We start from the raw sequence: 25,067 nt of genomic DNA on the forward strand, positions 1-25,067 counted from the left end.
ACAAGACTATTTGCAGAGTTTTGCTGCTGGTACCGTCTTATTTAAAGACGGCACACAAAGGATATACAATGGAACTCAACAATTTCAAACGGAAATTGGCCAACTGTCTAACGGAGTTCAAACACTTGATAGTGGTATGGATCATTTAGAAAATGGCTTGGGTGTCCTTAACAAAACTAGCGAAAATCTTACCGTAGGCTCTAAAGAATTAGAACAAGGAGCTAATGATCTTAAAGGAAACTTACAGCAGGCATACCAGGGTACAATTGGATTTCAAGAAAAAATCGACCCACTATTGATCGCGTTGGAGGATGTAAATGAAAAACAGCCTGAAATAATTAGTCAACTAAACTCTTTACAACAAATCCTTCAAGAGCAGAACCGACTAGTTAAAGAACAAAAGGAGCTTATCAATAAAAGCAAAAGTCTTTCAGAGGAAGAAAAACAACAGCTGCTTTCGAATTTGGATCATTTCATGTCTCCTTCCACTGCAGGAGCGCCGGTTGATTTAGAACAAGGAATCACCGAATTCGAGTCTATACTGTTAACCGTTTCACAAGGTTCACAGCAAGTGCAGAGTCAACTTGATCAGTTTGCAAAAGGACAACTATCGATGGTTGAAGGCGCTAAAAAATTGGCTGAAGGGCAACATACCTTTAGTTCAAATCTAGGGACATTTAACAAAATGTTAGCCGAAGCACATAGTGGCGCTAACAAATTAACGGATGGAACCAGCGCTTTTTCCGGCAGTATTATAAAAATGGACAATGCAAGCAATCAATTTGCAAAAGGGATTGAAAAACTTAACTCTGGTGCCAATCAATTAAGTGACAACTCTCAAAAACTTGCAGATGGTTCCGCATCAATATATAAGGGAGCTTCCCATCTATCTGACGGAACAGGTCAATTACTTTCATCGTTACAATCCGGTGCTACAAAAGCGAACGAACTGAAATTGAATGATAAAAATTTTAACATGTTTTCTAATCCAACAAAATTGGAATCTCACAAAATCAGTGAGGTAAATGATTATGGAGCTGGCTTAATTCCTTATATTTTAGCTATAGGCCTGATGGCTAGTGCATTATTTTTCGCTTCTACCTATCAACTTAAGGAAACAAAGTTAGAACCATCATCTGGCGCTTCTTGGTTTCTCAGTAAGCATAGTGTAGTGATTATGGTTGGGTTGGTTCAATCCATTCTAGCAGTAACTATACTTATCCAAGGCATGGGCCTAGAAGTTGAACATGTATGGGGCTTATATCTATTTACAATTTTGACGAGTCTTACTTTCCTATCTTTGGTGCAAATGCTCTGTACCATTTTCGGAAAAATTGGACAGATGCTTGGATTCATTCTACTCTTACTGCAAATTGGCGGCAGCTCTGGCACATTCCCTATAGCTTTAGCACCTCCATTTTACCAACACATACATGCATTCCTTCCAATGACGTACGCGATAAAAGGATTTCGTGACCTTATCTCGATTGGAAATGATCTGCATGATGTATGGAGCCATGCACTAATGTTAGCCGTGTTTGGATTTGTCTTTAATGCTATTACATTCTTATTTTTTGTTCTTCAATTAAGACATAAGAAAAGCATCCCTGCCGCTTAAGCAAATCTTTTATATATAAATTAATAGCCCATTATTTCTTTTTATAGAGATAATGGGCTTATTTATATTAACTTATTTTCTAATTGATAATCCTTAATATTTGACCTCCAATATAACGAAATATATAGTAACAACAACCTTGATTTTTCCTTTAATCCCTAATTAAACTGGTTAAACGAAACTGTCAACCCACCACGCCAAAATATTTTTAAATGGTTCTTTATTCAGCAATGAATAGAGTTATTCCTTGTTCAACTTATAAACGAAAGGTCCTTTTGGATATAGATTGTCAAGGGTGCAACTTTCCCTTTCTCTCCTTTTGTCTTTTTTCTTTTAATCTTCCAATCCTTTGATTTTTTGTTTTTCGGCTCGTTCGGTATAGCGGCATAAGCCGTAAATGGAACAGGAACCTACGGAATGTAGGCATTAGCCGTACAGTCCGTGGTTAACGGTCCATTTAATGCCGAAGCGACACGTACGGAATGACAGAAAGGATGCATTTTTCCTTTCTGATCAGTGTCCGTAGTGCTGCCGGCCAAAGTAGTTCTGTATGCCTTTAACCTCGATTTTAAAGTCCTTATTTCTGAAGAAAAACCGCACCCCTAAGGCTGTATGACTGGCATAAAACGAAAGGGGAATGTATGTATATCCAAAAATTTTTGACACATATTCTATGAATAATAAGAACAAATATTCCTGTTAAGATAAAAAAGGGGGAAATCTTTTATTGAATCAGATAACCGTGGAATGAAAAATTTAAGGACTTTTTCATGCAGGAATCCAAAAAATGTTTAAAATCTTTGGCAGTAGATCACTTAATTAATGGAAAGGACCATTTGCCGTGGCAAGTGGTTTCCTTTCTTCCTCGAATCATCTTTCAAAAGGTTGCGTAGCAACCGTCTAGCAGGCTCGATGCCTGCTCATGTGATCAAAAAAAAACGGATGTTTTTTATCCATTCGCGAAGAACATCGGCGCTGATCCAGCCGATGTTTTTTCTGTTTCATTTTTTACACGGATAAAATCATCGTATTTTTTGTGGGTTTATATTTTTCTTTCGATGCCTCAAAAAATGGCAGGATATAGATTTTCTTCGGCTTACAACCGTATTCAAATAAATGATATTCGATTTCCTCCTTTAGACCTACGTTTTCAATTGCTTGTGCCTCATCTTTATAAAAATCAGATACGATAATTGTCATGATAACTCTCCCCTTTATAGCAAAGGGGAAATCTCCCCCCTTGCTATTTTGGTATTTTTATAGATAGCCTTTCTCCTTTAGGCTGACATGCTTACCGGTATGGCTGACAATTACATGGTCAAGGACGTCGATACCTAAAATTCTCCCTGCTTCTGCAAGTCTTTTAGTAACCTCTATATCTTCTTTGCTTGGAGTTGGGTCTCCGCTTGGGTGCTGGTGGCTAACAATAATGGATGCCGCATTATTGAGAATAGCGCATTTCATCACCTCTCTAGGATGGACGATACTAGCGTTCAAGCTTCCTACATGAGCTCTATGTAACCCAACTACCTGATTTTAGTATTGAGCATCATAACTAGAAGCACTTCTCGGTCTTCATCCGCAATGTAAGAGGCAGCTAACTTTTGAGCATCTTCCGGTGAACGAATAACATACTGTGCAAACGGTTCAGAGGATTCCTTAATTTCTTGTTTGATTCGTACGACTTCAAAGATAGACATAAATTCCATTTTTCAAAACTCCCTTTCTTTTTTGGTTTTTTCAATCATTTTTTCTTTTTGGGTTCCGAAGCGAATCCGTTCCCCAAAGGGGGATGATTTTTCCCCTTTTGCAAGTAGAACGAAAAACACGCATAGGCAATGGGTCTAGGGTGCTCTTCGCACAAAAAGTTTTTTGCTGTTGTGATAACGCCTTTAAGCAAAAAAGTTTTTTGCCCCTTGAACGATTGACTAGCCTTCTTAGCTTCTAGCCGGAAAGGTTCGGGTGTCCTGCCGGCTGGAAGCTTAGAAGGCTTGCGTTGTTTTACGATTCGGAAGGCAAAAGGGAAAAATCAACAATAAAAGCAGCCGTTTCGGCTGCTCTCCTTTTGTCATTTATTCTCTTGATCTTTTAATCTTTTGATTTTCCGGTTTTCCGATTTTCGGCTCGTTCGGTATGGCGGTGTAAGCCGTAAATGGAACAGGAACCTACGGAATGTAGGCGTAAGCCGTACAGACCGTGGTTATCGGTCCATTTAATGCCGAAGCGACACGTACGGACTGACAGAAAGGGTTTTATCCTTTCTGTTCAGTCCGTAGTGCTGCCGCCCAAAGTCGTTCTGTATGCTATTAACCTTAAGATGATAAAGTCCTTATTTCTGAAGAAAAACCGCAGCCTTAAGGCTATATGATTGGCAAAAATCTGTAGGTAATGTAGGAAAATCAAAAAAATTTTTGTAACATACTCTTGTTCAATAAGAACAAATGTTTCTATAATAGGTAGAAGAGGGGAAATTTTTAATGAATAAAGATCATAAAGATTGTGAAAGAAATGGCAAGGCTTTTTCATGCCCGAATCTATAAAAATGTTGAAGGATCTTTAGGAGGATGATCATAAAAGTCCTAGACCCCATCTTGATGAAACAAATTGAAAAGATCGAACCGCTATTATTGGATAGCCTGGACACCAAAATGCTATTAGAAATTACCACATGGACAAACGTTTTTTTACTTCACTCGTTGGATTTGTAACAAAAATTGTCCACAAAAGAAAACAATTCAAATTCAGGATGAACTGAGATCCACTTTCAATCTTAATTTCTTTTCCCTGAACTAATTTAATAGTCAAATAAAATACTCATCAGAAAAAGAACAAATCATTACATCATTTCGCTTCAATAGCAGGGATTTTTTAACATTCATAGAAATACTTAGAAGACAAGTCATTATACGAGGGGGATTTGAATGGATTTTTCAGTTCTCATTATAGGGTTGCAATGTTTCTTGTTGGTAATGGGTGGATGCTTGATTTTTTTCATCCTAGTGTTATTTTTTTCCAATAGATACACAAGGAGTACATTAAATCTAATGGAAAACGAAAAAATAAATGAAATACAACGAATGTAACGGGGAACAGTTTTCAGTGTTTCCGCTAGTTAAAATATTTAGCCCTTCCAGCAAAATGTAGAAATCATATGCTTAAGCTGAGAAGGGCTGTTATATGGTTAAGTGCAAACATAACAATGATGATCCACAATTAGAGGATAATCATTTCAAGCGTTTCCCATTTCATATCGTAAAATTTTTTAGAGAAGGAACCGTGTCGTAAAATTCGTTTCTAAATATTGAAGTATTAATTCCCAATAAAAAACTGGATAGCGATTTAATCGCCCAGTATCTATTATTGATATGAAGTTTTTCTTATTATTCTCATTCACCCATTTTCCACATACTTATCGAACATTTAAGTATTTTATTATAAGGACAATCTACATCTGTCCCTAGTACCGGCCCCACCTACGCCAGATACGCTGACGGCCACGCATGCCATCCAACCCACTATTTATAATAATGGAAAGCGCTTACATTTTCAAGTTTTAATTGAATTTTCAGAAAAATTTTCTTATATATGTACTGTGAATTTTTGAAAGAGTGTAACAAAATCCAACCTTTATTCTCTCAGGTAAAAGGAAGCATTTCTTTTAAAATCGTGTATATATGACGTTTGCTTTCACATCATGCACAATCAAAACCTTGTAATTTTTATGTGCCACAATGGTTCTATTTCCTTCAAACTTCAATGCTGCTTTGATTCCATTCATATAAAGAATATCTCCCATTTCTGCTATTTCTTTTGCTTTCATCGACAATTAAGATTCATCCTTTCAACACGCTATCTTTTTCCATGTACAAATATTTCTCTACTTTAAGGGGTGCTTATGGATGACTTTTTCTTCCTATTTTGAAAAATAGCTAAAATCATCAATAAAACAGGCATGATTATTTGAAGGGGCCACGCTAAATAGATTGATACAAACGCAAATCCTTCTTTTATATGTTCGGTAAAATTGGAAGCAATAGCTATAGAAGAAAATAAGATTATTAGTCCGATTGGAAATACAATATTACTTTTGTTTTTCAAGTTGAAAATATCAACTACCCCGATAACTGCAGCAGAATACAATATAGTGACTTTAAAAAAAATCCCTATTACTACATAAAGCATAAAAAATACGTCAAGCCTCTCAATAAAATCCGCTACTTGAATTTTACCAATCGTGGCAAGTAACGGAAATGGAGAACGAATAAAAAGCTCCATTCCTAACGCGGCAATATTGAAAACAATTGTAATTGCAATGTTTACCCCGCTTAAAACAATCCCTCCAATGCATACACGTTTTGCCTTTTTTGGTTCGTTTAAATAGGGAAGGAGCATTGTAAACACCACCATCTCCCCGAAAGGAAATACCAAGGTCTGACCAACAAAGTTTTTCAGTACTGGCTTCCATCCATTTTCTAAAACCGGCCTTAGATTTTCCAAATGAAGGATTCCGGACATTAAAATTAAAAGAAACCCGGCAATTGCTACCAAATAGATAAATCCAAAATAGAGCTGAGCAGTCCTAGCAATCACCTCAAAACCCATTTTTATAGCATACATAATGATTAAAATCATTAGAGAATTAAGAACCAACTGCGGCGTATTTGTATACATTGTTGTTGTTAATAACTCACTAAAGTCCCGTAATACCCTCGAGGCATCATAAATAAAATAAATAACATATAAAAAAACAATTATTCTTCCAATCCACTTCCCTGTTATTTTTTGAGCGTAACTCGTTAAGGGAAGATCTGGATAAAACTGATAAAGACGATTATAAACAAAAAAAAGTAAAACGCCTGCTGCCATCCCAAGCATTATTGATATCCATGCATCTTGTTTTGCACTAGCGGCAATGCCAACAACAATGGCACTTCCCATCTCAAATAATACGACTAGCATAAACATTTGGGTTCCATTAATTTTTATCTTCTCCATACCATAATCTCCCCCTTTAAGGGTTATAACCTATACAAGTCTTCCCATAATAGATTTGCTCTAATCTCTAAAATGCAGGAATATGCATTCACTTTTACATTTCCAACATCTTGAATTCCTCCAACGTTGTAGATTTTTATTTAGACTTTTAATACCTATTATTTTATTGTCTTCACTAAGATTGCCCTCAAAACATAGTTAGAAAGATTTCGCTGTTTTACGATTCGGAAGGCAAAAGGGAAATATAAAACAATAAAAGCAGCCATTCGACTGCTCTACTTCGTCTTTTTTCTTTTGATCTTTCAATCTTTTGATTTTCCGGCTTCAGTTCGTTCGGTATGGAAGCAAAAGCCGTATAGTCCGTTGGTTTAAGTTCATTAATGCACAGATTTACTTAATTTTTTTTCAATCGTTCCTTCTCCTGTTCACAAAATTCCCCAACTGTTGATTTACTCCAATAGGGGGTACCTGCAAGTTTAACATCCGCCTTCGGCAATTTCCCTCGACTGTAATACACATTTAATTTACGTTTGTCATAATTCAATCCATGTTCCGATAAGAAATCAGCAAACTGCTTTTGATTAAAATAATCAGCCGACGTTTCTCGGAGAATGGAATGGGTAGGTTTTTGAATTAAATACGTATCCTCTCTAAAGAACTGACTCATTAATTCTAACGCGAATTCAAGCCATTCATTATCTAAATGGTGATATAATAATCCGATATTAAAGCTTTCCTGTTCGGCTTCCTCAAAGAACCAGGCTAATTTTAAAAATACAGCTTCAACGTCTGTTAATCCTTCCATTGCTTCTTCCACCAATAAGATGTTCTCATAAGCCTTTAATTTACCTTTAAATTTCGGGAACGTTTCAATGATTCGTTTAGTTGAGCGTTTCATCTTTCCCCTCCTGTTGACTTAGTCAACTTAACAATAAAATAAAACGTTGACAAAGTCAACACAAACTCCTTTATATATTTTTTTAAGCTGCATCCATGCGCAGCATGGATGCAGCTGTCTTGTTGGGGCTCGATGCACTAAACAAGACGATCTAACATAAAAAAAACGAAAAAAATAAAGAAGAGGGCGAACCCTCTCCTTTGAATCTTAAATTTTACCTTCTGTTTTCATGCTGTCGTATTCAGCATCGGCATTTACAATGGGATGATCTACACCTCGATACCGAGAATTTTACCCATCAACAATTGTAATCGAGTTATCTTTTAATGGTTTAGTCTAATCAAATAAGGGGTTCCACTTAAAACCTAAGTTAATAGCCCAATTCTTTTTTACGATTTTTAATTTAAATCAATTTAGTTGTCTCGCGAAACGGACAGCAATGATCAACAACTCGTAAGTTATAGGGGCATTGAATTTCGCCTGATATTATACTCTTTTTAACACCAAAAAAGAAGTTATGTGATCTATTGCTTGTTCAGCATCATTACCTTCCGCATAAATATTAATCTTTTCTCCTTTTGAAATCATTAATATCCTAATACTGAGAGAACTTTTTACATTTATTTGAAAATTTTTGTATTTAATGAGGATATAACTATTGAATCGATTTGCTTCTTGAACCAATTGCATTAATTGATCATGATGATTAAAATCTTGTGTCAAGGTAACAGGAACCTCTTTTTTCATTTTTATCACCACCTAAAACATAACTTAATTATTATTTTAATTTTCGGTTATTCAAATACTGTAATAGGAAATGCATAGGTGATTTTTACATATATATGTATTTATAATATTACTATAAATTGGAAATCAATTTATAACAATAGGGTTTTTTTGTAGAAAAAGCGTTTTTTATAAAGATTTTTCTTTATAAAGACCGTTTTGGAACATCTTTTAATGATCTTCATTTAAAAAAGTTAAAAAATAGAAAAAGATATTAATAAAGTAAACTATAAGTCAAAAAAAAATAAGCATACCAAATTTACAATAATAAATAAAATTGTACCTTTGTATAGGATTCAGTCCTTCCTTTAAAAAAATAAAAAAGAATGTTTCGGCATTTTTCCTCGGCTTTAAGATAAGAAGTCAGCAAACTGTTTTTCATTGAAATAATTTTCCTTTGGTTCTCGAGCCAAAGAAACAGATACGGCGGAATGAAAGAAAAATGCATTTCCTTTTTCAACAGTCCGTAATATGCCGCCAAAGTAGATTCTATAACTCTTGCAAGAATTCTTTAAAAACAGCATCCATGCGCAGCATGGGTGCTGCTGTCTTGTTGGAGGCTCGATGCCTCCAAACAAGACGAAATCACATAAAACAATGTAAAAAACAAAGACGAGGGAGAAAATCCCCCTCCTTCGGGTCTTACATTTTGCCTTTTTCTTTCAAGCTGTAGTATTCAGCATCGGCAGTTACAATTAGGTGATCAAGGACCTCGATTCCTAGAATCTTACCTGCTTCCACTAATCTTTTCGTGACTTCAATATCTTCATTGCTCGGATTGCAATTATGCGATGGGTGCTGGTGACTGACAATGATCGATGCGCAGTTATTCAGGATGGCGGACTTGAACACCTCTCTTGGCGAAACGATACTTGCATTCAAACTTCCGACATGACAGCGATGGACAGCAACCACACGATTTTTCGTATTCAGGCACATGACAAAGAATACTTCACGTTCATCATCACCAATAAATTGAGAAGCAATCTTCGCGCCATCTTCAGGGGAACGAACGATGTAGTGTTCTCCTCCTTCTACCTCCTGAATGACTTGTTTAATGCGTTGAATTTCGTAAACTTTTTCCATATGTACACTTCCTTTCTTTGTTTGAGAAGGAAGCAATGATGGGCGCAAACCGTGTGAAGGGTTCGCTTACGAAGAAGCGAACTTGCCAGTCAGGCATAGGCAACGGGCCTTCTTTTTGCCCGTTGTCGTTCAAAATCGAGTGAAGCCCAATGACTTAGGGGCAGTTGGGGAGCGTTTTTTGCTTCCTTACTGCCCCATAGCCTACTTGGCTTTGCCGATTTTGTTTGCCTGGCGCCCGCCCTTCACGCGGTCATAAGCCCATTCATTATAATTAAGAGAACAAAGAAGGCTCACTACCGTCCGAGCGTGGCAGTCGAACATACCGCAGGTATAAGACGCCTAATGGCAAAGTTCTCGATGCCCTTTTGCCATTAAAAAACACGGCCTGAGCGTCCGATGCGAATAGCTGCCGAAAGGGAGCAGCATCGGTTGGAAGGCGAGGCTCGATGCCGAGCGTTTCAATGAATAATAGCGATTTTTATTCAAAAGGATTTCGATCGAAATCCTGCGAATGAAAAAAGAGCGTACTGTCTCCTTGCGTTAGCTTGGAGGCAGTCGGGTTTGTAGGGGGTTCGATGCCCCTAAAAAGCCGCCGACACACTTTCAATCATTTGGAGCAAAGCGAAGCAAGCGACACGATTCCTGGCGTAGCCGGGAATTTTCCATTGTGTACGGTACACTTTTTAAAGTGAAAAAACAAAAGAGGGAGCTACCCCTCTTTCCTCTCTGCGACTTCTTCCATCATAGATTCGATCCACTCGATGGCTTCTTGTTTGCTGCTGAAATTATCCGTTAGTCGTACAGACTGTGTAGTGGCATCGTCTTCCTGAAAATATGTACCTACATAATATCCTGTGCTCGATTTTGCTACCTTCAATCCATGAAAACTTGTTTCCATTCTCCATCACGCCTTTTTTGTTTGACCTCTACGAATCTTTGCGAAAAGGGCTGTCAATGGGCTTGAAGTTTGTGAAGTATTTTAAACGGTCTTCTTAAAAAAGTTCACAAACTTTGCGAAGCGCTAGAGTAGCACTCTTGACTGCCCTAATGAGCAAACGATTACAATAAGGAGAACAAAGAAGGAGATTAATAGGGTCCGAGCGTATAATGCGATCCAACGGGCTACCGTTGGCTGGGTTTGGGCGAGAAGCCCAAGATCTTAAAGGTTTTCGGCTCGTTTGGTACGGCGGCCTGCCGTAAATGGAACAGGAACCTATGGAATGTAGGAGTTAGGCCGTACAGACCGTGGTTATCGGTCCATTTAGTGCCAAAAAGCGACACGTACGGAATGAAAGAAAGACGCTTTTCCTTTCTGATCAATCCGTAGTGCTGCCGTCCGAAGTAAGTTTTCCATGCTCTTGATCTAGATCTTTAAAGTTCTTATTTCTGAAGAAAACACGCAGCCTTAAGGCTGTCAGATTTATAAAAACTGAATTGGCTTAAAAACATCTAAAATTACCAATAAAGATACCTCGAAAAGAACGAATGTTTTCCATCATAAGTGAATCAATTATTTAATCAATTCTCAATAAAAAACTGGATAGTCTTTAAGACTATCCAGCACATCCTATTTCTTAAGGTACATAGGAATTAAGTTGAAATAAAAGTTTATTTTACTGTTCTTCACCTCGATGCTTATCAAAAGATTGTTTTATAAGGTACATAACATCCTCAATCTCATTGATAATTGAAATACCTATCTCCACATCACCATTACCCCATCTTCCCAAGTTCGTAACATTTTTGCAAATTCCTTTTGGATCATGTATCTCATTTAATTTTCTTATTCTTTTAATAAAACTTTATTAACTTACTCCCAATGCCTTAAAAACAGCATCGATAGGATCTGAGTAGAAAACAGGCTGTACTTTAATCAGTAAATCAGATGGAACCGTTTGAAAGTCTACTACAGATGATGCAGGGATCAATACTCTTTTCGCTCCAGCATCCACGCAAACTTGTAGAACATTAGCAAACTCCTCAAACTTAGAGATTGTTCCTCCAACAGTCATATTACCTAATACTACAAGACTTTCTTGGACAGGTTTATCTAAGGCTCCAGAACATAATCCAATTAGCTCTGCTATCGCTAATTGGCTCGTTAGACCAATTCCTTGTAAGTCCGTAATGTGCATGTGGTAGTCCTTTGTTTTAATTGCAATGGCTCCACTGATACTTATACTATTTGCTGTAAAATATCGGTATGCTGTATCTAAGCTCTCTTTTTATCAGTAAGCTGAGAAGGAGATCCCCTAGCCTTAAGGCTCACTCCAAACTAATAAGCAAAGAAGCCGAAAAACGCTTCTCTTCTTAGAGTTACCCAAAAACTGAAACCAAAATCAATTTGGGTAGGGAGCATTGACAGTTTCGTTCATATCAGTACATTTATTCACAAACTTGAGATTCATTTTCGATATTGACATTTAGTCAAAAATCATCTTTTACTGGCGTGACGGAAGTTGAAGGTGTGGTTTTATCAATTTTTACGTTCAAGCTTTTAATTTCTTCCGTATTACCTGCATTATCAATACTTCTATAGTCCGCTTTGTTATGGCCATCTTGAGAAACTGTTATAGGAGCGCTATATTCTTGCCAATCTCCATTGTTAATACGATACTCTGTACGGGCAACTCCTGACACTTCATCACTTGCCGTTAAAGTAACTGTAACATCTGAATATGTCCATTTATCATTTACCGGCCTAGCAGTTGTTACTGGTTCATTTGTATCTTCATCAGTATATTCCCAGGTATCATTAAGAATATTATCATATCCAGAAAACAAAACTACTTGTTTACGTGCGGTATCATAAATCATCTGATGGTAAGATCTAGCCGAAGTTGCTCTTGGGCTAATTGTTGGTGCTCGTCAACCCCTATTCCTGGCTTCGCCGTTGATTTGACGCCCTCACTGGACCTACAAAGAAGGATCGGTTTATGCTGGGTCCTTCTTCTCCCCTATCAGGGGTTCAGCCGAGATACGTGTAAAAATGGGTCATAGGCTTACTTTTTTTTCAAATTATGCGATATCAAAAATAGCATTAAAGAAACACGAATTGTGAATTTTGCTTCTTATAACACTGATTTTGTCTATCGTATATAGCCTAAAAAAGAAAAAACTACTGGATCAAACAGTAGTTTTCTCTCATTATAGAATAGGGATTTTTGGTTCGTTTATCCTTTTTGATTATGGGAATTTAAAATTTCTGAATGATAATAACTCCTACAATGACTAGAAGAACTCCTATTACTCTAGGAATACTTAAAGCGTGCACTTGCACTCCTATTAATCCAAAATGATCAATTAAAGTAGAAGCAATCATCTGACCTGCAAGAACATAAGCAACTGTAGCAGTAGCTCCAAGACGAGGTATAAGTACAATAGATGCAACTACATAAAAAGCTCCTAAAAGGCCTCCTGTCCATACCCACCATGGTGCTGCGAACCATTCTTTATTCACACTTATGCCTTTTCCGAACAGTGATATAATAATCAAAGCAACTGCATTTGTCCTCCTATAACTTTATTGCACTCGTCATCGCAGATATGGTCAAAAACGGATACTATTCCTTCTTCAACTAAAATGCTTCGTCAGTCGAATAAAAAAAGTATCTCCGCAGCCACCCCAGTCCTATGCTCTAAGCACCCGTTAGCCATCCATGCAGCGGAAAAATCGTCACTACACCACAGAGAATGAAAATGAGTTAGAACCGTCAATACTGATTCTACGGCTGGGAGAGGAAGGTCGATGAACTATGGTGCGTTAGAGCCCATCCGTTAGTCTGACTCCAACGACCACGGTGCACCACTGACTGACGCTCCCTCAAATCAGATAGAAATCCTCTATGACAAAAGCCCCTGTTCTTTAATCTACATGGACTTGCTCAATACTAGCTATAACAGTACATAGAAATAATACGTCTTGTCGAATAAGTTCTTTACAAATAGGATCTGAACTCCTAATAAAGTCTTTTAAAAGTCTGCTGACCTCTATCTTTAATAAAAAAATTTCTTGCTCCTGCATTCCATTCTCGCCTCACCTTCGATAATGATTACCCATTTACCCATTAATCAAAACGTGGTAAATAGCGATTCATTTTCTCTATTTCCGCTTTTTGGTTTTATATAATTCTCCATCGAATTTTCTTTTTCCTTCTTCAAGCACAAACCTAGTTATTTGTGCCAATTACTCAAAAATTAAAAAAGGCACCTCACTGGATGCCTTCAGACGTAGTTCAGAATTAGTTCCGAACTGATATATAAAAATAAAAACCCTCGACTGTCCAAGCCGAAGGGTATAGTTTGCCTCATCGCTGTTGTGGCTACTGCCTACAATCAGCATATGCACGGGCCAGACGATTAATGCAGGTCCCATACTATTTGGTACCTTTATTTCTAAAATTATTTTCTTCTTGATCAATTAATTCCTCGATTTCATCATAATGCCTTCCAAACATCCTTGAGTGCCGTTTGGTTAAAAAAGAATTGTCATATGGTTTATATCGTTCGTAGGATGGCTTTAACATTCGGACTAAGAAAGCTGGTTTACGTTCTCCACCAAAGTTCAAAATACAAATAGCGTGCCGTGTTGTTTTGGTGTTTGGGATGTTTAAAGCTGTTTCGATAGAGATTGGCTGAAGCTGTGTTTCCAGCCTTTTAAAGGTGTTCTCGTTGTCATTTTTGAATAGCAGCCAATTAACCCCGCCTGATATTAAATCCTCTGAAATCTCCTTTAATTGCCCTAAGTGGTGACACGCAAAGATGCTTCCTAACCGTTCTTTACGTCCTTGAACAGCAATCCTAGACAATAACTTAGCAAGACCGGGATTATCGGATAAATATGTTTGAGGCTCGTTAAAGACAATAAAAGCCCCGTTCTCTTGATCATCTACTGTCATTAACATTCTTGTCATTAGCACTTTAAGTGTTATCCAATGTACTAAGGTTCTTACCGCCACGGTAGATAAGATTCTATCCGGCACCCTAAAGATAATTACCTTCCCTTCCCTCATCCATTGTTCCAGGTTCATTTCGTTTTTAGGAGGTTGAGCAAAGATTTCAAATAGCGTGGAATCCCCCATAAACTCATCTAATCGGTTATAGATTGCACTTGCTTTCCCATCTATGGACTTTTGCCCGTCTTTCGTACACTTCATATCTGATGAAGTAATTTCGCCTTTGCCGTTCCTCTTCTCCACCAGTTCGTATTCGCTGATATATTTTTCAATCTCTTCCGCTAACCTATTTTTGTTTTCATCCCGCAGCCTTTTAGCTGTTTCTACTCGAAATGATTCATTTTCAAGTAATCGCTTGATGTTGTATAGGCTTCCATTAGAGGCTTGAGCAAAAGCCCTTAATATCTTCCTGCTTTGCCCCATTGATTCCAAATCACCGAAGAAATCAATCAATTCATTTGCGAACCTATCTGCACCTTTTCTTCCTAACTTCTCCATTACTTCAGTTAGATCTAGTGGAGGCAAGTAATTATCATCAGACAAATCAATATCAATAATTTTTTCAGGAGGCAGACAGTCCCTTATACCATTTGCCATACCTTGCAATCCTTCTTTGTTTACCTGGTCAATGACAACAAAGCTTATATTGTGCTTTAACGAGGCTTCAGTAACAAAATTTTGAATCATGGTATCTTTGCCGCAACCCATTCCACCCATTGCTACATAGCCTTTGAAGGTTTCATCCGGATTTCCTAAAGGAATACCAACAGGAATATCATTACCTTTGAATTCTGCGTGGCCAATTAAAATGCTGTTGCTTTTGGTTTCGTGCTTTTTCAATGGTTCATCATTAAACGTAATCTTATTGCTGCCGATATTAATCACAATTTCACCTATTCGCACACCAGCTTTCTTTTCCTTATGAACAAAAATAGAGGATATATCTGTCTCCACCTTCTTATTAACGCATAATTCATTTTCATACCGTTGTTGAATCGAAGATGTAGGCATTTGAATAGCGACTTTTGCAATCTCATCACAAGATAGTAAGGATACATCCCCTTCCGTCATAGTTGTTTTTGATAAATGAAGAGTATTCATTTCATTAATCATTTCCCGCTTCCTAACTTTCAAGCGAATCTTATAGGGGAATAACTCATTATCTCCAGCTATTTCAGCAAAGGCACTGCTGATTGTATTGGCGACTAAATCCGCCCGGAGCTTATTTTCAGTTACGGCAGCTACACGGATATGTGTTTTCCAAACAGGTTGATTCAGCTTTTCCTGTGTCTTTTGAGTAACCTTACTGGAATGCAGCTCCTCAATTAAAGCGTGCTTACGACCAATAATCTTCTTCTTTTCAAATCCTTTATCACTCTTGAAGAAAGTGTTTGATATGGCATTCATAATGTCGTTAACAACGTCATACACTTCATTTGCAAAGGTGGATATACCTGTTTTAAGAGCCTTCTGTACCTTGCTAGGGGTTATTCTTGCTCTTACGGGTATTATCCCCTTTTGTAGTTTTTCGTTAGCCCACTGTCCGTTATGTGCCCATTTCTTACGGTCAAATGTTTCCGCACAAACAGAAAGACGGGCAAAGTCGCCATCCATTGAAATGTCATCAAGTGCCGTCAATATGGAAGCAATAGGTGTTGTTTGTTCTGATGCTTTGACACCAAGTGAAAATATATCATGCCTGGAAAGTCTGATTTCTTGGAGTACGATTTCATTCGTATTGGGGATTTTCAGTGCATTAGTTTTAACCTCTTCTACAGTGACCTTCATATAATTTTCAAGGATTTCACGGAATTTCTTTGCCCATATTTCTGATGTGCTTACATAAAACTCAATCCGTTTCTCGTTTCCATCCTGCTTGAATACCACATCGAACCAAATACTGTCCTTTTCACGATACGTTAATTTAAAACCTTTCTTACTTAGCCGCGAAGGAACATTGTCATAGATTTCATACATCTTATGAAAAATCCTCCACATCTTGGTATTGCTGTTATTCGTGACTGAAATATGAGGGATAATGCGATAAGTGATCATTTTGTTCCTCTGATATGCAAAGTAATCGGATAACTTGATTGACCTTATTTTGCGAGTAGAATCCACGAAATCACCCCCATCATAGCAAATCCCCAACGAGTGATATATTTCGGAAAATTACCTGTAAACATTATGGCTATTCCAGCTAATATCGTTATTCCAGTGCCTATCTCTGGCATTAAATCCGTTAGAGTATGACCAAGGGATATTAACCAGTCCTGTAAGGTTTCTTGTGCAGGTTTAACGACCATATTCATTTCGGCACCAATGACTTTATCAGCAAACTTATTGTACTTATCTAATAAAACACCGCCTATATCACCGAAATGAAAGTCATTACCTGACATATTCGAAACATTCTCCGCAACAGGTGTGGGATCCATCCAATGACCTGCAACATCCTTCATACCATAATGCAAATGTGCAGCTGTTGAGTGTCCTGAGTTCCCTGAAAAACCGATTGATTCCCCAGACGTTAAATGTTCCCCTGCCTTCACCTTAATCTTGGACATATGGCCGTAGATAGACAATGTGCCGTCATCGTTTCGGATAAATACGCCCTTTCCTAGATTATTGTTTCCAAAATCGACTACCCTTTCAACCACTCCATTCATTACGCTTCTTAATTCAGTTCCTTCAGGCATTGCAAAATCAATTCCGGGGTGTGGGACCATATTTCGAACCTCTGAAAGCTCACCGTATTCACTTGATAAACGAAATTTCATGTTTATTCCCTCCTTTTTGAAGGAATGCGTTAAAATTCAACGATTTCACTGGTTTGTTCTTGGAGTAAATCCTATAACCCAACAAACAGAGCATTATAATTGTTTTAATTCCCATCGTTCCCACCTCCTTATAGCTTTTTCAAGAAGTCTCTAATATCAACAGCGTGCCGTGCCAGGATATATCCAGCTGAACCGCCGATAATTAATTCCAACGCTTTGTTTCTATGGCCGAACATCCATGCAACCCCGGCAAAAACGAATACCCCGACTACAATCCAATCAACGATATTCATTACCGCACTCCACAAATTGCCGAAGGTTTGATCAGCTGTTGCCTTTGTTGCTGCTAATGCTGATTTTGGCACCAATAAAAGCATTAATCCGCCGCCAATACTGACTATCTTGGTTAATTTTTTATCTTCTAACATCTTCAATGGTTCATCGGTAGAAAATTTCTCATTGCTAACAAATCGTTTAAAATCAAGAGTTTGCGTTCTCATGCTGTCCACTCCTTGTATATTTTTAAATTAATTGGGGATGATACGATTAAAACCAACAAAAGAAGGTGTTAAGGATGACATTTATTATAGGTGGAGCAATCGGAGCTTTAATAGGCGTTTTGGTCAATATCCTTAGCTAAATATGTGATGTTTTTCTTAGTTGGTTTAATAACTTTCACACTAGACGCTTCTTGCGTCTTTTTTTCTTGTAAAAATTTCTGATTTTCTTCGAGATACTGCACCTTTTTCTTTTGATACTCACGGTCAACAAGAGTGCGAAGAAAGGCACTACTATTCCTCTTCTGACCATTAGGAAGGCTATTGACGAAGCGATATAACTCCCTTTGCTCTGGGTCATCTGTGTTTAAGACAAGAGTAATTTTCTTTAATCCCGGCATCTAAATTTCCTCCTTTCAGAACCACATCAGAAGTAGTTCATATTTTTCCTACCTACATCTGAAGGAGTTCCTACCCTGTGATAAAAGCCTATGCGATACCGTTTGTCTAAGTTTCCTCATTTTTCAGGACTTTTGGGTTTATTTTTCAGGACTTTTGGACATGAATGGGTCTAAGGAGTGATGGAGAATGTTTGGACTAGGAAAAAAACGTACGAAACTAGGGAAATGGATTGATAACAGGGGAATAACTCAAGCGTGGATTAAGGACAAGACAGGATTAAATAAGAATACTGTTGGTGATTTAGTCAATGATCCCGACCGTGCACCTACTCAATCCACTATGAAGAAAATTCTCAAAGCATTAAGGGAAATAGATCCTAATGTCAAAAGTGATGACTTTTGGGATATGTAGGCGGCAAAAATGGAGAGTAGAAATAGAAGTCTAACCCATATTTATAATGATCTTATTGTTGTTAAAACGAAGGATTTAGAAGAATGTAACCAGGAACTCGATACAGGTAATCATAATCAAATTGTTAGAAAAGCATTGTTGACCTATAAACACGAGTTACTGGAGTGTTTAGAAAAGTATGACCAATATTTAATGAATAAGGAGTATGCAGGAAAACCCTAAAACAATGGAGCTCCATAGACTGTTCCTTTTTATTTTGAATCTAGAATCAATATTCACCATTAGATTAATATTAAGATTATTGTTAGAGAATCAATTAAAACAGACAAAAAAACGCAAAAAACAAAGGGTATCGATAAATAATGTGCAATTTAATGATTTTTTTAAGAAATTTTATAGTTTTTTCACAAAAAACAGCCTATCTATAAAAGATAGGTTTTTACTTTGTTATTCCTTCAGCAATTCCACTGTTATATCAGCATCCGATTCTAATTGACTACAAAACAACACTTATTTTAATCGGCCGACTATGACTTTGGGATTTTTCATAAAGTATTTCGTCCAATCAATGTAAAAAACGGAATATTTTATAGGGCACTAACAATCTCGATACCTTAAAACAATTAAAAGGAGAGATAATCTTTGAATTATAATCATTATTTTCCTTCTTTCACCATTCAATTATGTTGGGTCAACAAAGTTTTCCCTCTTATATACAGTTTCCAACTATGGGACCACAAATTCCGCCTAAACTAATACCTCTAGCAGTTCTTACAAGCACTCCACATCCTGTTGAACCTGGAACTCCTACAATGCCAATCTTAAAGGGTAAGAAAAAGCCCATATATCAGCCGAGTACACCAGGTGGGGCTCAACCAATAATATAATATTAGCTGCACCTGGAACCAATTCGAGTACATCAGTGGAAGTATTTACTCATCCATATTGGTCTGAAACACAGCCAAGCATGAACCACTCTTGGCCTGACCCGTCTTACACTGGACCTTGGCTGTTTAATGGTGGGGGCTCAGTATCACACAACCAGGAATTCCACAACTGTTCGTTAAAGAAAGATTTAACGCAAAGTTAATTAAAGTAAAAAAGAGAGAAAATACTCTTCTCCCTCTAACTTGTCCAAGGACAAAAAAGATTGTACTTGGCCTATCTATTTGTAGAAGTTTCTTTATTCTAAAGCCGCTCAAATGCGTTGATCTTATTTTATTGGACCCGCAGGTTACCCCAATTTTCATAAAACATCGACTTAGTTCCAATTTTGTCCATTATATCGTCCTTTACCTTTCTCCTTACAGCTCTTAGTATTCTTTGACAAAAACATTTAAAGGATATATGATAATAATAACAGAACCCACCACGCCTCTTAACAATGCGGACCAAGGTGTTATCTTTAGATAATGTGGGTCAAGGATATTTAAATAAAAGGCATGAACATATTTGACATATCAAATATGTTCATGCCTTTTATTGACCAAAAGCACCTCACAAACCCGTATTTTACGGTAAATAAAAGGAATCCATTTTGAAAAAAAGATTTGATCAAAATGGATTCTTATTTAGTAGATTTAAGTTTTGTTTTTATAAAAAAGTTTGATCTTTTAGTGCTGCGTTCTTCCGCAATTGCGCCCTTTAATGGAAGATGGTTCAGATCATTATTGCTTCAGTGTTTGAGTTTAACTTAGATGCAGGGCTCTAAAACTGTAGTTAATCTTCTTTAAATTGTTTTATAATAGGAATCGCCCATTGAGGAAGGGGGGATATTTCAAAGGTAATAATACCATTATTTATTTCTAAGACAATTTCCCCATTATCTTCACTATTATCAATCAATATAAGGTTATCAATGATATTTGCATACTCGTAAAGATGTTTGAAAGAAGTAGTATTTCTCCTGATGATATCTTCAGTTGGGATATGATGACCACCATTTTTGACTCTCATTGCAACCCTCTCGATATTTTGATTTACATTACTAAGAGCAATGTAAAACATAGTCACTTCATAACCCATCTCTTTTGCTTTTTGTACTTGTCTGATGGCATTTTTCCCCGCAAGTGTTGTCTCAATTGAGAAATCTTTACCTTCTTCAATGTACCTTTTAACTGATTTAATAACTTCCTTACCAGCAGCAATCCTTTTACTTTCCGGGTTTTCAGAATCTAGTCTTCGAGCGATTGCATCCGGGTCAATATTTATGTCAATTCCAATTTTATCTATGATTAAGTTGCGGAGAGTACTTTTTCCACTTCCATTATTACCGGCAAATACAAAAAACATCGGCTGGTACGTATGCATTAAAATTCACCATCTTTTTTAAAGGGAATTACATCCCCATTCGGAAATTCCTTTACAAGCATTCCATTTTTTTCATATACAATATATGTGTTGTTAACCTTTGCGTCAATTCTTGCTCGTTCCCCAGTCATCTTTGCCCACTTACCAACCCATGCATATTTTCTTTTGGGTTCACTGTTTTGTTCTTCTAACATACTGGACACCACCTTTCCTAAAATTATATCAGATTCAAGCTACATTTATTAAGCACTTTCATGATCCATTTCGGCTTACTCTGCTTATTTCTACTAGGATTATTTAATCATCTAGCAAGCACACCCGAATTTTATGATAAGATTACCGTAAAGGTTTCATCTTTACGTTTTTCTTGTTTAAAGAATTCGAAAAGATCGCTTATTTTTTACCTGTGTTACTCAACAATTGCGCCCGATTGCTGAGTATTAAGGCTACTAAAACAGCTTCTCAATTATTTTACTAAAGCCAGCCGTTAGCTCAATATTTTAGCTTGTAATCTTTACCCTTGTTCGGTTTAAAATTTGATAATAGTTCATTAAGGCAGTTACTATACAAAATACACCACACACTAAGAAAAGATAGAACATTATTTGACCACCAACTATTGGAGAATTAGAAGTAAAATAACTTAATATAAATAATCCTCCACCTAAAAAGGATAGATAGTAGGCAAGCCCCTTCTTCTCTTCTTGGAAAATATAATACCCAATAAGGATTAACAAATATAAACTGCTCAAAACCATAATAATAGGGAAAGTGGGTTGAAATTTAGCTGCATAGACAAAGTAATCCAATTGTGAAATTTCACTCGGCTCACTAACTTCTCCGTACAATAGCTGTGTAAAAGGTGTGGAGTATCTCCATTCCAAAGATTTATCCAAAATTGTACTGTCTTCATACCAAGCAACAGAAGTAGAAAATAAAAGTAATAAAGTGGAAATACCGAATTGAATTATTAACCGAATCATATTAAATGACCTCCATTATACCATTTAACCTTTTTCTTAAATACTAACATACTATAGGTTTGCATTTGGGCTAATTTCCCATTTAACTCTTAGACTGCTGCTCGTTACCGTTTACTTGAAGAAGAAAAAAGCATTACCGTTGTTCAAGTAATGCGCCTGTTACTTTAATAAACCTTTAGTTTCTTCCCCATTTATTTTCAAAAATAAGATGTTCTAAAGAACGCCTTTTTTCCCAATTAGCTAATTCTAAAATAGGTTTTTCTGGGTAGTCATCAGTGTAACCAATAGATATAAGAGCGATAGGGTCAATATGTGGTGGTATCTCTAAAATATCTCGAATATCATTCTTTTTATAAAAACTTACCCACCCCATCGCTAATCCTTCAGCACAAGATGCTAACCACATATTTTGAATAGCACAGGCTGTGGATAAAATATCTGTTTCAGGAATTGAATTTCGTCCTAATACATGGGAACCTCCTCTTGTAGGGTCACATGTTACACAAATAGTTATAGGAGCTTCTTTTAAGCCCTCAATTTTTAAATCAAGAAATTTCATTTCTTTTTCCCCATCATAATGGATAGCTAATGCTTGTCTTTCTTTTTCTGCTGCCCAAGCTAATTTTTCTTTAACTTTGTCAGAGGAAATTAAAATAAAGTTCCAAGGTTGCATAAATCCTACTGAAGGTGCATGATGAGCTGCGTTTAATATTTTATGTATCGTGTTTTCTGGGATAGGAGTTGACAAAAAACTTCGAATATCTCTCCTGTTATAAATAACTTTATAAATAGAATCTCTTTCTTCATTAGAAAACATAAGATTTCTCTCCTTTTGCTTTATTAAAAACGTCTATTTAAATATAAATCATTTTTAGCTATTCTGCTTCGTTACATCTAAGTAAAAATTTCACAATCTCTTCTAAACTTTAACATAGATATCCAATTTTATTTAAAGGAGTTACTCCACAATCTGGCCCGATTGTGGAAGATCAAGGTTCTTGAATCCAGTTCGTACTTACTTGACCTTTTATACCCGTTTAACAAGATTCAACATTTTGTCTGATTAAATTTTCTATGATTAATGGTAGTTCTGCCAAATCATTAACTGTGAAATCTGCTTCAACATTTTCCCATTGAAAATCTTTTTTCCAAATTCCTTTCATCCCGACATTTTGAGCAGCTTTTACATCATTTTTAGGATGGTCCCCAACAAATATGCTTTGTTTAGATGATACATTAAGTTTTTCTAAGGCTCTTTTAAATATTTGTGGGTCAGGTTTTTTTATTCCTTCCCATTCAGATACCAAGATAACATCAAAGTGCTTTTCAATTCCTAAAGCCTTAATACTATCCATTTGAAATTGTCCATAACCATTTGTTATCATTCCTAAAAGGAGATTGATACTTTTTAATTCTTCCAACATTTGAGTTAGATTTGCAAAAGGAACACAGTTATTCTTAAACTCACTGATGTAATCTTGAAGTAAGTCTTCTGAAGTTATCCCAGTAATATGAAGTTCTTGAGTTAATTGTTGATACACTTTATCTTTCCAAACATACCCACGGTTGTCGAGTTCTATAAATCTTGTAGTGTATTTCTCTTTTGGTATATGACTTACCCATTTATTCAATCGCTCGTATTGGTTGTCAATGAATCTTTTTACTGACTCATCTCTGTTTAACAAAGTTCCATCTAAATCAAATATGGCTGCTTTAATCATTTTTTACACTCTCACCCCAAGAAACAACTTTACTTGCTATTAAAATATCTTTTATCTCGTCAACACTATTGACAATATGTGTAGGGTTAGAATCACTTAATTCTTTAAATGAACCATATCCATAAGTTACTCCAATAGAGTCTATACCAGTATTATTTGCACCAATAATATCGTGTTTTCTGTCACCAATCATAATAAAATCATCTAGCATATGCTCATTGTACTTATCAATTATGTATTGAATAATTTCAGTTTTTGATGTTCTTGTTCCATCAAGATTACTACCAACAACAAGTTCAAAATACTGGTCAATATTAAAATACTTTAGTATTTGTTCAGAAAATACAGTAGGCTTTGAAGTTGCAACAACTAAAGTATATTGTTGTTCTTTTAATGATTTTAATAGTAAAGGAATATCTGAATATAACTTATTCTCAAACATACCCTTATCTTTGAACCTTTCCCTGTAATAATCAATTGCCCTTTGTGTATTTTCATCATCAAAATCATAATATTCAGCAAATGAAACTTGTAGTGGGGGACCAATAAAACATTCAAGTTTGTCAATATCTGGCTCGATGATATCCATCTTTTGTAATGCATATTGAACCGATTTGGTAATTCCCACTTTTGGGTCTGAAAGTGTTCCGTCTAAATCAAATAAGATTATTTTATATTTGTCCATATTAAACTCCCTTCTAGTATCTAATGCCACCTTAATTTTATCAAAAGAATTTCAAAAAGGTTCGAAGTCTTATTAAACTGTCAATTTACACTATAATCCTTACTCCATTAAATGGCCCTTAACATAAAGAAATAGCATAATTCTTGCTGCAGAATTGCGCCCTTTTCCAAAAAGCTGATATTAACTGGTATTGTTCAATTAAAAATCCTCAACTGTTAGTGATCAAGGATTGTAATCATTCTTGTCCCTTGTAGTAGCGGACCGGCGGTCATGCCGGTGCCCTACTACTTTTTGGCGAGTATTGGATCGAGAAACTTAATTCATTGGGCTTCCTCGTCGGCCGAGGGGCCGAAGATGCCCGGCACCGGAATATCGAGAAGCCGCAAATAAACCCCGAGCTGCGCCCGGTGATGAACCATGTGGCTTAATCCGAAGGTGCGGAGCGCGATCGCCCGCGGCTCTCGGAGGATGATATGGTCGCCGTGGCGCAGCGTCCATTCCTCGCCGAGCGTTTTCTCTTCGCATTCGGCGAGCAGCTTTTCCAACTTGCCGACGTTTGCGTCGAACTCCTCCAGAACGTCAGCGCGTTTTTCCAAAGGCTCGCGCCTCAGCGGCACGGTCGAAATATCGAACTCCGGGTACTGAAAAATCGCGACTTGCCAGTTTAGCAGGTTGATCAGGTGCGTGGCCAGCCCGCCGAGCGTCATCGATTTCTCGTGCGGCTTCCACGACATATGCTCCTCGGGCAAGCGTTCCAGAATGCGGCGCGTAGTGGCCAGTTCATGCGTTGCGTCGCCGACGATCAGTTTTTTGACCATAAATTCCTCTCCTCCCTTATGGGGTATTGTAAAAGCAATTAACTTATTCTAGCTGGTAATGTTAAATATCATAGAAGAGTCAGATCATTTTAGATCAACAATTGTTTGATTAAAGCTATCCG

The 25,067-nt window shown here is 36.9% G+C and carries 22 protein-coding genes and 3 pseudogenes; 3 read left to right on the forward strand and 22 right to left on the reverse strand.

Annotated elements, in window-relative coordinates:
- Positions 1–1,618: YhgE/Pip family protein (locus J7E67_RS26315; RefSeq protein WP_214733138.1), on the forward strand; the 1,618-nt coding region annotated here is incomplete at its 5' end.
- Positions 1,619–2,626: 1,008 nt separating this feature from the next.
- Here J7E67_RS26315 and J7E67_RS26320 read toward each other — a convergent pair.
- From J7E67_RS26320 to J7E67_RS26390, 15 genes and pseudogenes are all read right to left on the reverse strand, one after another.
- The gene (locus J7E67_RS26320; protein WP_214733139.1) at positions 2,627–2,818 is read right to left on the reverse strand and encodes a hypothetical protein; all 192 of its coding nucleotides are present in this window, start codon (positions 2,816–2,818) and stop codon (positions 2,627–2,629) included.
- A gap of 57 nt (positions 2,819–2,875) precedes the next feature.
- Positions 2,876–3,318: pseudogene (locus J7E67_RS26325) on the reverse strand (JAB domain-containing protein).
- A gap of 1,958 nt (positions 3,319–5,276) precedes the next feature.
- Complete coding sequence (locus J7E67_RS26330; protein WP_285291943.1) at positions 5,277–5,444, reverse strand: DUF2187 family protein; 168 nt, start codon at positions 5,442–5,444, stop codon at positions 5,277–5,279.
- 56 nt (positions 5,445–5,500) lie between these two features.
- On the reverse strand, positions 5,501–6,613 hold the full coding sequence (locus tag J7E67_RS26335; RefSeq protein WP_214733140.1) for a GerAB/ArcD/ProY family transporter: 1,113 nt from the start codon (positions 6,611–6,613) through the stop codon (positions 5,501–5,503).
- 394 nt (positions 6,614–7,007) lie between these two features.
- Positions 7,008–7,511, reverse strand: coding sequence for a hypothetical protein (locus J7E67_RS26340; RefSeq protein WP_214733141.1), 504 nt, complete (start codon positions 7,509–7,511; stop codon positions 7,008–7,010).
- 486 nt (positions 7,512–7,997) lie between these two features.
- Positions 7,998–8,258, reverse strand: coding sequence for an HPr family phosphocarrier protein (locus J7E67_RS26345; RefSeq protein WP_214733142.1), 261 nt, complete (start codon positions 8,256–8,258; stop codon positions 7,998–8,000).
- Between the two features lie 681 nt (positions 8,259–8,939).
- Entirely contained in the window at positions 8,940–9,383 is a 444-nt protein-coding gene (locus tag J7E67_RS26350) for a JAB domain-containing protein (protein WP_214733143.1), read from the reverse strand.
- Positions 9,384–10,092: 709 nt separating this feature from the next.
- Entirely contained in the window at positions 10,093–10,281 is a 189-nt protein-coding gene (locus J7E67_RS26355) for a hypothetical protein (RefSeq protein ID WP_214733144.1), read from the reverse strand.
- Positions 10,282–11,188: 907 nt separating this feature from the next.
- Positions 11,189–11,596, reverse strand: a pseudogene (locus tag J7E67_RS26360) (protease Lon-related BREX system protein BrxL); the annotation flags it as partial.
- Positions 11,597–11,810: 214 nt separating this feature from the next.
- The gene (locus J7E67_RS26365; RefSeq protein WP_214733145.1) at positions 11,811–12,200 is read right to left on the reverse strand and encodes an OmpL47-type beta-barrel domain-containing protein; all 390 of its coding nucleotides are present in this window, start codon (positions 12,198–12,200) and stop codon (positions 11,811–11,813) included.
- A gap of 379 nt (positions 12,201–12,579) precedes the next feature.
- Positions 12,580–12,888, reverse strand: a pseudogene (locus J7E67_RS26370) (DMT family transporter); the annotation flags it as partial.
- 871 nt (positions 12,889–13,759) lie between these two features.
- On the reverse strand, positions 13,760–16,315 hold the full coding sequence (locus tag J7E67_RS26375) for an ATP-binding protein (RefSeq protein ID WP_214733147.1): 2,556 nt from the start codon (positions 16,313–16,315) through the stop codon (positions 13,760–13,762).
- 122 nt (positions 16,316–16,437) lie between these two features.
- Positions 16,438–17,118, reverse strand: coding sequence for a M23 family metallopeptidase (locus J7E67_RS26380; protein ID WP_214733148.1), 681 nt, complete (start codon positions 17,116–17,118; stop codon positions 16,438–16,440).
- 128 nt (positions 17,119–17,246) lie between these two features.
- Positions 17,247–17,618 (reverse strand): glycosyltransferase, encoded by a 372-nt coding sequence (locus tag J7E67_RS26385; protein ID WP_251027019.1) that lies wholly within the window; start codon positions 17,616–17,618, stop codon positions 17,247–17,249.
- Positions 17,619–17,725: 107 nt separating this feature from the next.
- On the reverse strand, positions 17,726–18,016 hold the full coding sequence (locus J7E67_RS26390; protein WP_214733149.1) for a hypothetical protein: 291 nt from the start codon (positions 18,014–18,016) through the stop codon (positions 17,726–17,728).
- A 187-nt stretch (positions 18,017–18,203) separates the two neighbouring features.
- On the opposite strand from J7E67_RS26390, the gene J7E67_RS26395 reads away from it, so the two are divergent.
- Together J7E67_RS26395 and J7E67_RS26400 are read left to right on the forward strand one after the other, a co-directional pair.
- Positions 18,204–18,428, forward strand: a complete 225-nt coding sequence (locus J7E67_RS26395) for a helix-turn-helix domain-containing protein (protein ID WP_214714358.1) — start codon at positions 18,204–18,206, stop codon at positions 18,426–18,428.
- A 9-nt stretch (positions 18,429–18,437) separates the two neighbouring features.
- Positions 18,438–18,650 carry a hypothetical protein gene (locus tag J7E67_RS26400; protein WP_214733150.1) on the forward strand — a complete coding sequence of 71 codons (213 nt, stop codon included), beginning with the start codon at positions 18,438–18,440 and terminating at the stop codon, positions 18,648–18,650.
- Between the two features lie 1,497 nt (positions 18,651–20,147).
- Here the strand turns inward: J7E67_RS26400 and J7E67_RS26405 are convergent.
- From J7E67_RS26405 to J7E67_RS26435, 7 genes are all read right to left on the reverse strand, one after another.
- Positions 20,148–20,738, reverse strand: coding sequence for an ATPase (locus J7E67_RS26405; RefSeq protein WP_214733151.1), 591 nt, complete (start codon positions 20,736–20,738; stop codon positions 20,148–20,150).
- The gene (locus J7E67_RS26410; RefSeq protein ID WP_214733152.1) at positions 20,738–20,932 is read right to left on the reverse strand and encodes a hypothetical protein; all 195 of its coding nucleotides are present in this window, start codon (positions 20,930–20,932) and stop codon (positions 20,738–20,740) included. Before J7E67_RS26410 ends, J7E67_RS26405 begins: the two co-directional genes overlap by 1 nt.
- A gap of 306 nt (positions 20,933–21,238) precedes the next feature.
- Positions 21,239–21,721 (reverse strand): YjdJ family protein, encoded by a 483-nt coding sequence (locus J7E67_RS26415; RefSeq protein WP_214733153.1) that lies wholly within the window; start codon positions 21,719–21,721, stop codon positions 21,239–21,241.
- Between the two features lie 175 nt (positions 21,722–21,896).
- Positions 21,897–22,538, reverse strand: coding sequence for a 5,6-dimethylbenzimidazole synthase (gene bluB, locus J7E67_RS26420; protein ID WP_214733154.1), 642 nt, complete (start codon positions 22,536–22,538; stop codon positions 21,897–21,899).
- A gap of 220 nt (positions 22,539–22,758) precedes the next feature.
- Positions 22,759–23,442, reverse strand: a complete 684-nt coding sequence (locus J7E67_RS26425) for an HAD family hydrolase (protein WP_214733155.1) — start codon at positions 23,440–23,442, stop codon at positions 22,759–22,761.
- Positions 23,435–24,127: an HAD family hydrolase gene (locus J7E67_RS26430; protein WP_214733156.1), complete on the reverse strand. Its 693-nt coding sequence runs from the start codon at positions 24,125–24,127 to the stop codon at positions 23,435–23,437. The genes J7E67_RS26425 and J7E67_RS26430 overlap by 8 nt, the downstream gene beginning before the upstream one ends.
- Positions 24,128–24,447: 320 nt before the next feature.
- On the reverse strand, positions 24,448–24,945 hold the full coding sequence (locus tag J7E67_RS26435; RefSeq protein WP_214733157.1) for a DinB family protein: 498 nt from the start codon (positions 24,943–24,945) through the stop codon (positions 24,448–24,450).
- Positions 24,946–25,067 lie beyond the last annotated feature (122 nt).

This window comes from Bacillus sp. ISL-46 (assembly GCF_018613205.1).

What these genes read in the sequence shown, in the direction of transcription:
- J7E67_RS26355 (WP_214733144.1), bottom strand. Translation starts at nt 10,281, where the DNA reads ATGGAAACAAGTTTTCATGGATTGAAGGTAGCAAAATCGAGCACAGGA.
- J7E67_RS26410 (WP_214733152.1), bottom strand. Translation starts at nt 20,932, where the DNA reads ATGTTAGAAGAACAAAACAGTGAACCCAAAAGAAAATATGCATGGGTT.
- J7E67_RS26435 (WP_214733157.1), bottom strand. Translation starts at nt 24,945, where the DNA reads ATGGTCAAAAAACTGATCGTCGGCGACGCAACGCATGAACTGGCCACT.
- J7E67_RS26345 (WP_214733142.1), bottom strand. Translation starts at nt 8,258, where the DNA reads ATGAAAAAAGAGGTTCCTGTTACCTTGACACAAGATTTTAATCATCAT.
- J7E67_RS26395 (WP_214714358.1), top strand. Translation starts at nt 18,204, where the DNA reads ATGTTTGGACTAGGAAAAAAACGTACGAAACTAGGGAAATGGATTGAT.
- J7E67_RS26385 (WP_251027019.1), bottom strand. Translation starts at nt 17,618, where the DNA reads ATGAGAACGCAAACTCTTGATTTTAAACGATTTGTTAGCAATGAGAAA.
- J7E67_RS26425 (WP_214733155.1), bottom strand. Translation starts at nt 23,442, where the DNA reads ATGATTAAAGCAGCCATATTTGATTTAGATGGAACTTTGTTAAACAGA.
- J7E67_RS26375 (WP_214733147.1), bottom strand. Translation starts at nt 16,315, where the DNA reads ATGTATGAAATCTATGACAATGTTCCTTCGCGGCTAAGTAAGAAAGGT.
- J7E67_RS26335 (WP_214733140.1), bottom strand. Translation starts at nt 6,613, where the DNA reads ATGGAGAAGATAAAAATTAATGGAACCCAAATGTTTATGCTAGTCGTA.
- J7E67_RS26340 (WP_214733141.1), bottom strand. Translation starts at nt 7,511, where the DNA reads ATGAAACGCTCAACTAAACGAATCATTGAAACGTTCCCGAAATTTAAA.
- J7E67_RS26390 (WP_214733149.1), bottom strand. Translation starts at nt 18,016, where the DNA reads ATGCCGGGATTAAAGAAAATTACTCTTGTCTTAAACACAGATGACCCA.
- J7E67_RS26380 (WP_214733148.1), bottom strand. Translation starts at nt 17,118, where the DNA reads ATGAAATTTCGTTTATCAAGTGAATACGGTGAGCTTTCAGAGGTTCGA.
- J7E67_RS26415 (WP_214733153.1), bottom strand. Translation starts at nt 21,721, where the DNA reads ATGATTCGGTTAATAATTCAATTCGGTATTTCCACTTTATTACTTTTA.
- J7E67_RS26320 (WP_214733139.1), bottom strand. Translation starts at nt 2,818, where the DNA reads ATGACAATTATCGTATCTGATTTTTATAAAGATGAGGCACAAGCAATT.
- J7E67_RS26400 (WP_214733150.1), top strand. Translation starts at nt 18,438, where the DNA reads ATGGAGAGTAGAAATAGAAGTCTAACCCATATTTATAATGATCTTATT.
- J7E67_RS26405 (WP_214733151.1), bottom strand. Translation starts at nt 20,738, where the DNA reads ATGCATACGTACCAGCCGATGTTTTTTGTATTTGCCGGTAATAATGGA.
- bluB (WP_214733154.1), bottom strand. Translation starts at nt 22,538, where the DNA reads ATGTTTTCTAATGAAGAAAGAGATTCTATTTATAAAGTTATTTATAAC.
- J7E67_RS26430 (WP_214733156.1), bottom strand. Translation starts at nt 24,127, where the DNA reads ATGGACAAATATAAAATAATCTTATTTGATTTAGACGGAACACTTTCA.
- J7E67_RS26350 (WP_214733143.1), bottom strand. Translation starts at nt 9,383, where the DNA reads ATGGAAAAAGTTTACGAAATTCAACGCATTAAACAAGTCATTCAGGAG.
- J7E67_RS26365 (WP_214733145.1), bottom strand. Translation starts at nt 12,200, where the DNA reads ATGATTTATGATACCGCACGTAAACAAGTAGTTTTGTTTTCTGGATAT.